This window comes from Fictibacillus tiangongensis (assembly GCF_048083785.1).
In the GTDB taxonomy this organism is placed as follows: domain Bacteria; phylum Bacillota; class Bacilli; order Bacillales; family Fictibacillaceae; genus Fictibacillus.
Genome location: NZ_CP182294.1, coordinates 2,940,987 through 2,953,221 on the forward strand (window position 1 = coordinate 2,940,987; position 12,235 = coordinate 2,953,221).

Annotated in this window: 22 protein-coding genes; all 22 read right to left on the reverse strand. The window is 37.1% G+C overall.

Features of this window, described 5'->3' with window-relative positions; genetic code table 11:
* Window positions 1-98 precede the first annotated feature (98 nt).
* On the reverse strand, window positions 99-560 hold the full coding sequence (locus ACNJYY_RS15740; RefSeq protein ID WP_416729216.1) for a hypothetical protein: 462 nt from the start codon (window positions 558-560) through the stop codon (window positions 99-101).
* A gap of 23 nt (window positions 561-583) precedes the next feature.
* Window positions 584-946 (reverse strand): hypothetical protein, encoded by a 363-nt coding sequence (locus ACNJYY_RS15745; RefSeq protein ID WP_416729217.1) that lies wholly within the window; start codon window positions 944-946, stop codon window positions 584-586.
* Window positions 947-1,031: 85 nt separating this feature from the next.
* A complete protein-coding gene (locus ACNJYY_RS15750) occupies window positions 1,032-1,628 on the reverse strand; it encodes a hypothetical protein (protein WP_416729218.1) in 597 nt (198 codons plus the stop codon).
* Between the two features lie 50 nt (window positions 1,629-1,678).
* Complete coding sequence (locus ACNJYY_RS15755) at window positions 1,679-2,122, reverse strand: ArpU family phage packaging/lysis transcriptional regulator (RefSeq protein ID WP_416729219.1); 444 nt, start codon at window positions 2,120-2,122, stop codon at window positions 1,679-1,681.
* Window positions 2,123-2,204: 82 nt separating this feature from the next.
* Complete coding sequence (locus ACNJYY_RS15760) at window positions 2,205-2,501, reverse strand: hypothetical protein (RefSeq protein WP_416729220.1); 297 nt, start codon at window positions 2,499-2,501, stop codon at window positions 2,205-2,207.
* A 124-nt stretch (window positions 2,502-2,625) separates the two neighbouring features.
* The gene (locus tag ACNJYY_RS15765) at window positions 2,626-2,901 is read right to left on the reverse strand and encodes a hypothetical protein (protein ID WP_416729221.1); all 276 of its coding nucleotides are present in this window, start codon (window positions 2,899-2,901) and stop codon (window positions 2,626-2,628) included.
* Between the two features lie 38 nt (window positions 2,902-2,939).
* A complete protein-coding gene (locus ACNJYY_RS15770) occupies window positions 2,940-3,086 on the reverse strand; it encodes a hypothetical protein (RefSeq protein WP_416729222.1) in 147 nt (48 codons plus the stop codon).
* 62 nt (window positions 3,087-3,148) lie between these two features.
* Window positions 3,149-3,325 (reverse strand): hypothetical protein, encoded by a 177-nt coding sequence (locus ACNJYY_RS15775; RefSeq protein WP_416729223.1) that lies wholly within the window; start codon window positions 3,323-3,325, stop codon window positions 3,149-3,151.
* Between the two features lie 4 nt (window positions 3,326-3,329).
* Complete coding sequence (locus ACNJYY_RS15780; RefSeq protein WP_416729224.1) at window positions 3,330-3,809, reverse strand: hypothetical protein; 480 nt, start codon at window positions 3,807-3,809, stop codon at window positions 3,330-3,332.
* A 5-nt stretch (window positions 3,810-3,814) separates the two neighbouring features.
* Window positions 3,815-4,366, reverse strand: coding sequence for a hypothetical protein (locus tag ACNJYY_RS15785; protein WP_416729225.1), 552 nt, complete (start codon window positions 4,364-4,366; stop codon window positions 3,815-3,817).
* Window positions 4,363-4,623, reverse strand: a complete 261-nt coding sequence (locus tag ACNJYY_RS15790; RefSeq protein WP_416729226.1) for a hypothetical protein — start codon at window positions 4,621-4,623, stop codon at window positions 4,363-4,365. The genes ACNJYY_RS15785 and ACNJYY_RS15790 overlap by 4 nt, the downstream gene beginning before the upstream one ends.
* Window positions 4,623-5,018 (reverse strand): hypothetical protein, encoded by a 396-nt coding sequence (locus tag ACNJYY_RS15795; RefSeq protein ID WP_416729227.1) that lies wholly within the window; start codon window positions 5,016-5,018, stop codon window positions 4,623-4,625. Before ACNJYY_RS15795 ends, ACNJYY_RS15790 begins: the two co-directional genes overlap by 1 nt.
* Before the next feature lie 12 nt (window positions 5,019-5,030).
* Complete coding sequence (locus ACNJYY_RS15800; protein ID WP_416729228.1) at window positions 5,031-5,198, reverse strand: hypothetical protein; 168 nt, start codon at window positions 5,196-5,198, stop codon at window positions 5,031-5,033.
* Complete coding sequence (gene dnaB, locus ACNJYY_RS15805) at window positions 5,198-6,490, reverse strand: replicative DNA helicase (RefSeq protein WP_416729229.1); 1,293 nt, start codon at window positions 6,488-6,490, stop codon at window positions 5,198-5,200. Before dnaB ends, ACNJYY_RS15800 begins: the two co-directional genes overlap by 1 nt.
* Complete coding sequence (locus ACNJYY_RS15810; protein WP_416729230.1) at window positions 6,483-6,857, reverse strand: replicative helicase loader/inhibitor; 375 nt, start codon at window positions 6,855-6,857, stop codon at window positions 6,483-6,485. Before ACNJYY_RS15810 ends, dnaB begins: the two co-directional genes overlap by 8 nt.
* On the reverse strand, window positions 6,850-7,650 hold the full coding sequence (locus ACNJYY_RS15815; protein WP_416731894.1) for a replication protein: 801 nt from the start codon (window positions 7,648-7,650) through the stop codon (window positions 6,850-6,852). The genes ACNJYY_RS15810 and ACNJYY_RS15815 overlap by 8 nt, the downstream gene beginning before the upstream one ends.
* A 38-nt stretch (window positions 7,651-7,688) precedes the next feature.
* Window positions 7,689-7,853 carry a DUF6906 family protein gene (locus tag ACNJYY_RS15820; protein ID WP_416729231.1) on the reverse strand — a complete coding sequence of 55 codons (165 nt, stop codon included), beginning with the start codon at window positions 7,851-7,853 and terminating at the stop codon, window positions 7,689-7,691.
* A gap of 164 nt (window positions 7,854-8,017) precedes the next feature.
* Window positions 8,018-8,926: a RecT family recombinase gene (locus ACNJYY_RS15825; protein WP_416729232.1), complete on the reverse strand. Its 909-nt coding sequence runs from the start codon at window positions 8,924-8,926 to the stop codon at window positions 8,018-8,020.
* Between the two features lies 1 nt (window position 8,927).
* A complete protein-coding gene (locus tag ACNJYY_RS15830; protein WP_416729233.1) occupies window positions 8,928-9,536 on the reverse strand; it encodes a hypothetical protein in 609 nt (202 codons plus the stop codon).
* A gap of 1 nt (window position 9,537) precedes the next feature.
* Complete coding sequence (locus ACNJYY_RS15835; protein WP_416729234.1) at window positions 9,538-9,996, reverse strand: hypothetical protein; 459 nt, start codon at window positions 9,994-9,996, stop codon at window positions 9,538-9,540.
* Window positions 9,997-10,011: 15 nt separating this feature from the next.
* A complete protein-coding gene (locus tag ACNJYY_RS15840) occupies window positions 10,012-10,518 on the reverse strand; it encodes an HNH endonuclease (RefSeq protein ID WP_416729235.1) in 507 nt (168 codons plus the stop codon).
* Window positions 10,508-12,058 carry an AAA family ATPase gene (locus ACNJYY_RS15845; RefSeq protein ID WP_416729236.1) on the reverse strand — a complete coding sequence of 517 codons (1,551 nt, stop codon included), beginning with the start codon at window positions 12,056-12,058 and terminating at the stop codon, window positions 10,508-10,510. The genes ACNJYY_RS15840 and ACNJYY_RS15845 overlap by 11 nt, the downstream gene beginning before the upstream one ends.
* Between the last annotated feature and the right edge of the window lie 177 nt (window positions 12,059-12,235).

Below are 12,235 nucleotides of genomic sequence, written 5' to 3' on the forward strand. Positions count from 1 at the left end.
CCAGGTGGTTTTTTATTTTTTTGCTTAATATCATATTAACACCTTTTATACCTAATGCTCTGCCGTTATTCTGCCATTTTTCTGCCGTTTATCTGACATCAGTTATTAGTAAACGTTGGTAGATGTGTTATGACTGGATGAACACGATCTATTAACAACTGATAGTTAGCAAAAATAGTATTTAAATCTTCGTTTGAAACTTTTATACCAGTTGGGTGTCCCGATTCATTTCTTACTTGTCTCATAATATCCAAAAAAGAAAAATGCAAGTTAGAGTTTTCTAACCCAATTTTTTCAAATAGCCTTTCATCATTCTGTACTGTCTTTAAGAAGCCATCAAGTCTTGCATGCGCTTTTTTAGCATTCAAAACTTTTTCTTCAAAATTAGATATTTCTTTTTGAGAACCATTTCCGTTTTTTAAATAGGATAAATAGGAATTGCAAAGTTGATACAAGAGACGTTCCGCAGCACAACCTATCATAGTTGCAGCTGCTAAACGGTTACCATTTGAAGCACAATAACAACCTTCAAGGATATAATCTTTTTCTATACTATCCATATGTACTTTATGTACTTTGGATATTAAGTTATCGTATACCTGCCCTCCAACAACAATTGAACCACTTTTTGAAATACTTTCACGGGGTGTTGATGGCCTAATTCTTTAATGACTTTTCTTAAGGCATGATCCTCGTCTCTAGGGTATACTTCATAGCACATTTTATCGATAGAATCCCACTTTTCGTCAACTTGTTTCATAATTGATAAAGGTACCCGAATATCAATTTCAATACCTGTTTGATTCCAAATCACATATGTGAAATTCCCTGTATCAGTAACAGTAAAATCACAAGTTTTCATAAGCTCGGCAATTTGAAATTGTTCCTTGTATTCAAGATATTCTATAAAAGTTTGTTTAAAAACATCGTTTTCTAACACTGCCATAAAATTAATCTCCTCTTTTTCATTTTTAAGCACGTCTCAATGCTCTTCATTCTTCTTCCATTCCTTTAAAATTTTCAACAGATTTCTACTTATCCTTAAAAAAATTCAGATAGAAACTTAAAATAATATTTAAAAATGAAATGAGCATTAAGAAAAAACTAATACTAATTGAAACTCTAGCAAGTCTCACACTCGGTTCATCTTTTTTTAGAGAGTTCTTTAATTGTACATTGCCGATCTTATTAGATATGATAAGCTCCAGCCTTTTTAAGGTAACATTTTTAGAATAATTATCAAAAATAGGATCATAAAAACCCTTGAAAATAAGTTTGTTTTCATTGGGAAGTGTATTATCAAAATGCCTTTCTAACAAAGGAATGTAGTGTGTTTTATAAATTTCTCCAATTTCCTTGAGATGATTATCTATAATTTTAAATTTCATATATTCTTGAAAATCATCAATAAAATTTAACATTTTTTGACACGATGAAATAATATTGTCGGTGATAACGCTTGTTATACTTTGGATTGTTTCACCGGAAGTAAGTGTCCCATTTGAAATTGCTTTTTCTTTTACTATTTTAATTTCTTTAATTATCTTATTATCTAATTCATCCAATTCTTCTTTAATTCTTTTAACAAAAAACTGATTTATATTCTTCTTTTTCCTTGCTTTAATCAAATAATCCACCTCTTATGGTTTTTTATTATAAAAAAGCTAGCAATATTCTACTAGCTTTCATTTTTATAAACTTCAATTTTAAGAATAAATGCGAGCTTGTAAAATATTCTCGCTTTTAGTCGATAAAACCTTCTTTCACTAAAACCCATTTCATTGTAGATCTCATAATCGAATGTTTCTTCCACTTCTAAATACCTTTTGTATATTATCTCACGTTCCATTTTACTCAGTCTGTTCACGCCTCTAATTATGTTCTGTAAGTGGCGTTCTTTTTCCATTTCATAATCTACATTTGATATTGCTGCTTCTTCAGTAGATGAATGAAATCCATTAGTGAATGAAGGAGGGACAAGTGAGAACGTTGATGTCACTTTAGGAAGTTTTTCATCTGGAACACTTAGGAGATAAAAACGATATTTCTCTAGGGCGGCTTCTACAGCTTCTTTAGTCAGTTCACGATCAATTTCTGGAAGCTTGAACATTAATTGGCTCATAAATAATCCCCCCATTCGGATTAACCAATACGAATACTTTACTGACTTCCTTTTAACCCGGCCAGAGCTTTGCTCTGGCCATTTACATTTCTTTAGTGCTTATCAGGAACGGTTCACCTTTACTTTCGATTTCTAACACAAGACTGTATGGTACCAACACAAAGGTCGGCTGATCAATTACCTTGGTGTCATATCCTTCAATGCCATTGGTGAAGTTTTCAATCGGATAATGCATCTTTTCATCCAAGCTAACTTCTCCTTCGATGTCTTCTTCTACTTCACCAGCTGTATAACCAGTAAGGTTTGAATAAAAAGTAATCGCGTCTTTGCGATCGTTAGCAGCCACATAATCAATACCGTTCATATCAAAGATTTTCATTTGGTTACTCCTTTCATTGCTTAATATCTTTATGAATAATAAGCATTTTACAGTAAATACTATAATTACCTCATAAAAATTGAGGGTTCTTCTTTTGATGCCATACGAGTTTCTTCTCGGTGGCTTATTCTGATGCCAGGGATTTTCTCTGGCATCTTTTTGTTTCATAGTCTTTGAACTGCACAAATTTCTCACTTAGGTATTCATCACACTCCGTCTTCGTCATACCTATGATTGCTTTATGCGCTCCATCCATTGTTACGGTGTCTGAGTATAAGGAAACCCCATTGAATTGAGCTGTAGCCAACTTCCCTTTTTCTCGATAACTCAATAATTGATTAACTGCCTCGTCTATTGTGCTTCCTGGTAAAAATTCTACTTGCTCATACTTTTTATCCATTCTTATTCTCCTTTACCGAACGATACGGGCCAAGCACGTCACTTTTCTTTCTTTACTTTTACCTGCCCATCCATAGACGGCCATTCTGCAATCCATCTTCGCTGCCATTCTTTAAGAGCTTCTTTATCGCCTTTGTGGCAAAGTGTATTTAAGTCGTAAAGTCTGATCTTGCTGTAGTCTTTCATAATCATTTCCTTTCACGAAACTTCTGCTCCCCCAAACTGGAAGAGCAGAAATTATTTATGTCCTAATTTGAAACTTCAGCAACTATGGTTTCATCTTTTCTAACCATGATGTTATTAACCACATATTTCTTCTTTGCAATGTTTATTATTGAACCTGCTCCTAAAACATTTTTACTCCCAATCAGTTCACTTGTTTTAAAAGTTCCTAAAAAAACACCCTTTTTGTACACGTTGATCATACTTTTATACCTCTACACTTTCTTCCGATTCCTCATCATCAAAATCAAACTCTTCTTCAGAGAAATCTTCTAATGAAGACTGGTTAGGATCTACATCGACTGTTCCATCTTTACCCACTGAGTATTCAATGCCGCGATCTTCCTCATCACCGTAAAATTCATCTAGTGTCATTTGCGATGGATTGATTTCAATCTTTACATTCTGTCCAGCAAACTTATAGAGCTCCTGAGCTTTCTCCTCTGAATCTCCTTTTAATGCGAATTTGAGGTCTGTCTTATTTGAGTTCTTTTTGATCTCCACAAACTCAGCAGTGGTTTCACCTGCAGCACAACCCTCGATCTTAAAGACAACGATGTTGCCGGCTAACTCATGAAGATCTTTTGAAGCCTGATCACTTGCATTACCTTTGATTTCGAATTTTAGAATTTCCTTCTTGTCATCCTTTTGTTGAAGTTTGAAGAACATACTTTTTTGAACCGTCATTTTTATTACGCTCCCTTTGTTTTTAGAATGGTTTGAAGAACTTCTGCTTGGTTTTCTGGTAACAAACTAAAGGTTTGTGAAGCTGTATGAATATGAAGTGCAATCTGTGCAAGAATATAAGCATCTACAACGTTGTCGCTCTTATGAGCATATTGAAACTGTTCTTCAACAGCATTCATGACTGCTTTCTTCTTCTGAGGACCAGTTAGTCGTTTCTTGCTGCCCTTTTCGCCTTCCCAACCAGTAACACCAACAAACTTCTTTACAGCGTTAGGCGCGACTTCATGATAAATAAGATTTCTTTTAAAAAGTTCATTCCTTATACCGTGGTGTAAGCCACCTGCGAACATGGCTTTTTGAGTATCAAACGGGAACCCTTCAATGCAAATAATGTCTGCTGGTTTAAGATGAGCCACTACTTCATCAATCAATGTGACCATCCGTTTCGGATCCTGAGAGCCGATTCCTTTTAGCTCTTTTTCTCTAAGAACAACTCCGCCTTCTCCGATTGCAACAAAACCAGTTTTGGTTGAAGGGTCAATTCCTACAAATCTCATTCCTTCTCCTCCGCTTCTAGTGCATGTTTTGCGATTTTTCCTTGATCATTTTCAACCAAACATGGAACAAATCCGAGAGAAGTGTTTACCGCAATCCAATTTTCATCATCTGCATAAAACTCCAAAGCTTTCTCCATGCGTTTTACTTTTTGTTGAGATTTCTCAAGAGCTTTCTTATGAGCATCCAATGAAGCTGAAAGAAACTCTGTATCCCCTTCTGGTTGATACCCATTCATATATGCGTTTATCTCAGCCATTAGTGAAGCACCTGGTCCTTAAAGATTTCAACTTCACGGAAGACTTCTCCAGTAGTTTGATCAATCTTATAAGTGTCACGCTTAGACCTTGTTTCTCCATCATTAATCCCAACTGCTATAAAAATCTGATCAAAAGCTTCGTTAACCTTAGCTGCTGCTTCGTTATGTTTAGCTTCATACTTTTCAGACAAAGTCTTTACAAACTCTTCTTCCGTGATATCTTTTGGAAGACTTGCTATTGTAGCTTTGGTGTCACTCATGATCTTATCCACTTCGTTTTCAGCAAGTTTTAGTTGAAGGATAAGACTCTTGTTCACTTTGCCCACAACTTCTCTCTTAATCTCAATACCTGCTAAGCTGGCAATCGCTTTTTTAATTGAGCATTCTATGCACATATGAAATGCCTCCTATTTTCTTTTAGAATCGAGAAACCGATTAAACTCCATAATCGCGTCGATCGCTTCAGAAACACTGACCTTGTCCTGTATGAAATTTATAAACTCCTGCTCCGACATCATCCGGCCAGTGGTTTCATAGTGGTTCTTTAAACCTTCATAGATTTCTTCTCTGGTCATCAAACCAACTCCATTTGTCTACTTAGATCAAGAAATTGTCCGAACTCTTTTACAAAGAGAAATTCCAATGTCCCTGTAGGTCCGTTCCTGTGCTTTGCCACGATCACTTCAACTATGTTTTTTGCTTCACTCTTCTTGTTGTAGTAATCATCTCGGTAAAGAAAAGCGATTAGATCCGCATCTTGTTCGACTGAACCACTGTCTCGGATATCGCTCATCATCGGGCGTTTGTCCTGGCGTTGTTCCACACTCCTTGAGAGTTGTGAAAGTAGAATAATCGGGATATTAAACTCTCTGGCCATGCTCTTTAACTCTCTAGTAATATGTCCGATTGCAAGATCGTGTCTATCAAACTTGCCAACTACTTTTATCAGCTGCAGATAATCGATGATCACTAGTTGCTGTTTACCTGGATTATCTTTTCTTGACTTCTTTACAGCTACTCGGATATCGAACAATGTTTGACCGGGTTTGTCATAAATGTTCATGTTGTAGTTGCTGTAGATTCCCATTGCTTTATGAAAGTTTTCGTGATCTGTATCAGTGAACTTTTTGTGAGGATTTCTCCACTTACTCCCCTCAATTCTTCCTATTGCTGAAAGCATTCGATTGGCTAATTGCTTGTCCGACATTTCTAACGAGAAGATTTCAGTTACTCCACCTTTATGTGAGTTATGTATCGCTAAGTTGAGTGCAAAGGCGGTCTTTCCCATGGAAGGCCGTGCTGCCACAATTATCAAGTCTCCGTTCTGCAGGCCACCAGTCATTTCGTTTAACTCGCTTAATCCTGTATTAATTCCAGTAAGATCACCCTTTGGAGTGCTTACATCCTCATAGATCTCCATCAACAAATCCATCTTTGTACGTTGAGGCTTTATTCCGATTTCTTGAATAGACGCAAGGTCGTTGTATGCTTTTGTTATATTTTCTTCAGTCGGTTCCTGAGCTAAGACATTCGCGATCTTCCTTGCCTCTCGTAATCGGTAAGCTTCTAACATTAATTGCTCATAGTGATGGAATGTAGCAGTTGATGGTACCGATTCAGGTAACTGCGTCAGGTAGGTTAATCCTCCTACCTGTTCAGCAGCATCTCCCAATTCGGCAAGAACCGTTACAAAATCCACTTCATTACCGTTTGAATCAACTTCTCTCATCGCTCTAAAGATTTGTTTATGAGATGTAGTTCCAAAGTGCTCTATAGACATCTGACATTCCTGAATCAAATCTGGCTCAAGGAGGATAGAACCAAGAACCGCCTGTTCTGCTTCGATATTCGCCAACATATCATTCATGCTGTTTAATCACTTCCTGTTGCCTCTTCTGATCTTCCTTGTATTTTAAATACTTAGCATGAAATTCAGGATTGCGTTCTTCAGGTGATTTCATTGTTCCGTTAGCGCGTTCTGCTTCAACTTGCTGTTCCCACTGTCTCGATTTCTCAAGGAATTCGTTTCTAGGGGCTTCTTCAACAGATATCTCAGCAATAGATGGCGGAAATTTGCTTGTTCGAATATGGTCATGTAATTTTGTTTTAACTTTTTCATACGGCATGTCAGATAAAAACTCTGACCATACTTCCGCCTTCTTTTTCGTAAGATCAAAATTCGAATAGGATTCAGCAATGGTTTCTAAAATAGCAAGCACCTGCGACTTATTCATTTGTGACACCCCATTCTTCTCTCAGTTCATCCAGCACACTTTTTCTATCTTTTTTCCGATCGTTTTGTTTATAGTGATCTTGGACTTGTACTAAAGTGAACAACGAAGCTTCGTGTAAGTTCTTCAACATTGTGTTGATGTATTTAGAAGGATTCCTTGGTTTATGCTCCTTAGCTCTATTGATCACTTCGATGATGATTTGTTCTGGATCTTCAAAAGAGCTATTGTCTAACCAGTAATCAACATCGTTTTGAAAGATGGGTGGGATGATACCAAAATTCTTTTCGTATTCTGTAAATAGATTAGGTTTCATTTGTCCATCATCCCTTTCTTTAGATTTTTCTTTAGATTTTTCTTTCTTTCTTTCTTCTTTGGTAGAATTACCAATAGTTCCTTTGGTAGAATTACCAATACCACCTTTGGTAGAATTACCAATACCACCTTTGGTAGTTTTACCATTGGTAGAATTACCAACAGGCACCTCATCAAGCCACTGGTCAAAGTCCTTATTAAAGCCAATAATCCTGGCTTTACCGACCTTCACGTTTTGGAATATGATTTTCCTTTCTTCTAACTTAGAAAGCTCTCTTTGGAGTTGCCTCTGATCATATTGTGTTGCTTGATGAAAAAAACTAAGTGAAAATGCATGTTCTTTTCTTTTAAATCCGTAAGTGTATCTCCAGATAACAAAAATGATTCTATATTGAATGGGACTTAGCTTTGTTAATGCCATCTGCTCAAGAATCCCATTAGCAACCCTCGTATAACCATGTTCTGTCTGTACGTTAGCGATATCACCTCACCCCTTTTTTCTGAGATGAAAAATTATGTTTATCTTGCCGGTATCTTCTTAGTTGTTCCTGTCTCACGGTGGATCAGATGCAAGTATCCACCCACGTTCTTAAAGATCAACCAGTTTTCAGGAACTAGTCTGTTAGCTTTAATAAGTTCTTTCTGCTGACGATTTGGCTTCTTACCGTTCTTAATGATCTCCACGCTCCTTATGGACACACACAATGAATTTTCTTTTCGTAAACCTAACCGGCTTTAAATGTGAATGGTTTCTTTCTAAGTAACCTCTGACGTATGCCTTAAAGAGTTTGGGACTACGATCGACATACTCCCAATAAAACGAAGGTATGCCGATCATGCATTCCACCTTATTCTTGCTCTTCAAAGTACTTATCAAAATCTATGTCTTCTTGTTCAGGAGCTGGATTTGTTTCTTGTTCTTTTGCATACTCAAGTTCCATTAATTTAGAGAGTCCAACTACTTCCTGGAGTGCGAGTTCTTTCCCGGTTTTCTTAAACTTCTCTTCAATAAATTGACTTAAGCGATCTCTAGTCCAACCGTAATCCTTCTGCTTTTTACTGATTTCTCCCCAAAGAGTCATCAGCTGATCTTCTTCATTTACAGTCCCTTCTTCTGTTTCGATCACATTTTCATTAGGTGTGATGTCAACTCGTTGTCTGGTAGGTTCATAAGGTTCTTGATAAGTAGAATCCTGGTCATCCACTTCAATACCAAATTGAGCCTTGAGTGCTCGCTTTAGAGCATGTTTCTTGAACATATCGTTATAGTAGTTGCCCCATTGGCTGCCGGCTTTTTTCTTCAGGTGTTCAACCTCATCGGCTTCAATTATGATCACCTTGTCGGGATATCCTTCACGCTTTGCAATCGCATATGAAGCAACTACTTTCCCTCGAGGAACCTTGATAGAATGTTTAGCGATCTTAAGTTCCTGCGTTTCAGAATCGAGTTCAATTTCAAACTCATCATTTTCATGTACCAGCTGAGCAGTAGATCCTCGGTAATCCTCTTTCTGACGAGCGAGATATTGAATACCTTCAACAGATACCTGAATGCTCATTTGGTTTCCGTACTTGATAAAATAAATGTGATTCATGAATGGGTTTAAACCATTGTTCTTACAGATCTGAACGAAGAGAGCAAGCTCTTCATTAGTGGCATTCTTAGCTATGCTGTTTACAACGACTTGAAGTTCTTTCTCCGTAAAGTAATCTTCAAATTGATTAGTGTTGATTGGTGCTAGTTGGTTTTTAGACATATTAATTTCCTCCCTCATCATTAGTACCTATTTCAGCTGCCTTATTTTGCAAACTCTCAAGCATCTTAGGAACATTAAGTCTTTCAATGATGTCCACAGACAACTGCTCTTTTAAATTGTTTTCCAGAGCCTTTACGATTGTTTCTTCAGCATCTTTTCTTGCTGTCTGTATCATTGCGCTAACTTTACCGGTCAATTCTTTTTCTAAGTAATTACGCAAGAAATACTCGCTAATAGAAAGTTTTGCATCACTGCTGTAATTTGCTTTTTGTCCATTTTCATTTAGCACTTTTTTCGTTAAATGTTCTTCATATTTCATACCGATGTATTGGCTGATAGGTACATACTCTACCTTTGAATCCCAATAGCTTTGCTTACGAGGTATTTGGAGATCCTCGATTTTTGTTTCCAATGTCTTTTCAATAAAGCTGTCAGTAACGTGGTCGGCTATTTCCTCAAGTTTCAGATTTAATTGAGCTGAAACTTTCTTTTCAATATTCGCGATTAATTTTTCTTGTAATGAACTAATGACTTCGTTTTTTATCACTTCATCAAGCGATTGCTCATCGTTTAACCAATCAAGATCTAATTCAACTTTTATCTTTGCCAAATCAATTACCTCCCTCAAGTTGTCCATAGTTATCAGCGATCATCATTGCGAAGTTCGCGATATTAGCACATCTGATAGTAATCTCATGTTTATCCTTATCAGCTGCTGTAAGTTCTCGATAAAGCTTATTAAAATTCTTGCTTAGCTCACGATTCAAGAATTCATGGTGCTCTGAACCCCAACCCTTTTTATGGTCATTTACCTTTAGTTGCGATTCCATTTCATAAGCAAACTGCATAACTGGGAGACGTGGTTTTGGTTTTGGATCCATTTGCTGTACGAAGCTGGCTACACACTCTTGAACTTCATACACTTCAACACAGTCACGATCTTCGCCACGTCGCAGAGCTATCAAAGTTTCATCGTCATTTCGATAGCTTTCAAGGTTATTGTTTTCTCTGAAAGCTTTATTTGCTGCTAATACAAAAGCAAGATGATAAGGTGTGATTTGTCTACTCAATTGATAGTGCCTCCTTTAAATTGAACTGAATGGCATAAATTCTTTTCGAGCTTTCTTTACTGCGAATGCAGCTTCTGAAACGCTGTTGAAATACCCTAAATGCAAGGATTGTTTATTCACTTGAACTCTTGCTCGCCACTTTTGATTTTCATGGTTGAACGTTACACCACGGAATCCAGTGGAATTATTTTTGTTTATTCTTTTGTTTTGGTTGTTTTGCTGCATAGTCACAACTCTTAAATTACTCCGACAGTTGTTAAGTGTGTCGTGATTCATATGATCAATCACTAAACCACCACAAACATTCATAAGCCATCGGTGGAGAAATAATTGTTTTCTCCTGCCGTTGTAAATAGGAGTAACACCAGCGACATAATAGGTTTTTGTAATTGGACTCCAGTGCGCGTACCATGTTCCTTCAAATTCATTTGCTCGCTTTAAATCAGTAGTATCAATAAGCGTTATTGCCTTATTAAGATAGATTGAAGTTGTTTCCCCCTTAACTTCAAACCTATTTTTCATTTCCACCACCATCCTCTATAGACTTAGTAGAAATTTCAAAATCACAATCCTTTACTGTGGCCGTTAATAATTGCCCAGAAGGTTTCGTGAACTTCAAAATGCTTTCTGCATTGTCAACAAAGGTCGGCGCGATCACGTCAGATTGTTGACTAAGTACCTCAATCACTTCCAATCCGGCTTTAATCTTTTCAGCTGTACTCAATTTGCTGTAAGGCTTGCCGTCCATTTCTATCTCAAATGTTGCTCTTAATTCACCGTTCTTAAGTTCTTCAAACAGACGTATATTGATAGTAGTGAATAGCTCGTCCATCTTCTGGACCATAAGTTCAGCTCTTTTTGTTCTAAACTCTTTGACTGCTTCAGTAACAGCCTGTGCTTTATTGCGTTCCTTCCGGATTGTTTCTTTAGTAGCTGCAGCTTCTTCGATTTCCTCTTTCAACTGATCGATGCGTTTGAAAGCTTCCAGTTTGGCTTTGAGTGGATATATTTGTTCATCAAGTGCGAAGGATGCTTCGCGATCAATCTCTACTTCTGAAAATGTTGGAAGTTCTTCGAATTCAGCCTGAAGTTTCTTCCTTTGAGAGACTAGCGCCTTGCCGTCCTCAACAAGTTCAGCAAGCCTCTTGCGTTTGCTTTCATGAACAACTTGCAACGAACTTTCCGTAAGAGGTTGACCGCAAGTGTGACAATTTTCTTTAACAGGTTCAGCTTTTAATGAATCAATGAATTTCTTTTGTTGAGCTATTTGGTCTCTCAAACTTTCTATAGCAGCAGCCTTTCTTTCCCTCTGGATTGAAAGATCTCGTTGTTTGTGCCGTTCGTCATCTAGAGTATTTCTTTTAGCAACAATTTCATCGATCTGCTTTTTTATTTGTTCTGGATCCTGATTGGCATCATGTACCCCAAGGAACTTATCAAGCTGTTCTTGAAGTGTGATCACTCTTTCAGCAGCACGTTCAACAAGCTTGTCGTTCTTTTTGAACAGTTCTTTATGAGATGCTTCAATGTCATCAAGTGACAATTTCTTAAGTAAGGGCTCAAGATGCTTAGCCCCTGTCTTGCTAATTGCCACTAACACTTCTTTATTGAGAGGTTCACTTACATACTGAAGCAATTGTGATCGTTGTTCCTGCCAATGCTGGCTTGAAAAGTAATTGGGATTGAATAAAGAGAGAAACAAGTTCTTATTGAACAGACCCTCTACCAGCTGCTCATATTCTTTTGCTTTCTTAGGAACATCGTTTATATGATATTTAGCCTTGCCTTTTACTAATGACCTGGTTAAAAGAATACTGACTTCATCTACAGCGATAAGTAAATCAACTGCAATATTCTCTGGAACTTCTTCTCCAATTGGTGTAGGATCTATCTTAGTTCCGACGGAATCAACACCGTATAAGCACCATGTTATGGCTTCTCCGATTGATGATTTTCCTGCGCCGTTTCTTCCTGAGATCGAATTAATATCTTTAAACTCAACTGTTAATGATTTGTGATTTTTAAAATTTGAAACCGATAGACGTTCAAAACGTATATTCAATTAAATTCCTCCAATGCTTGAATAATTTGTACAACCCTGCATATAATGAAAATGAATATTAAATTCAACACATCCTAAAAAACTGTTCACCCTGGCCGGTGGGCAGTTTTTATTTTGTTGTCGGGCACTCTGGAGCATGAATGATTTCAACTCCTCTCGGACTCGTCCACATGATAA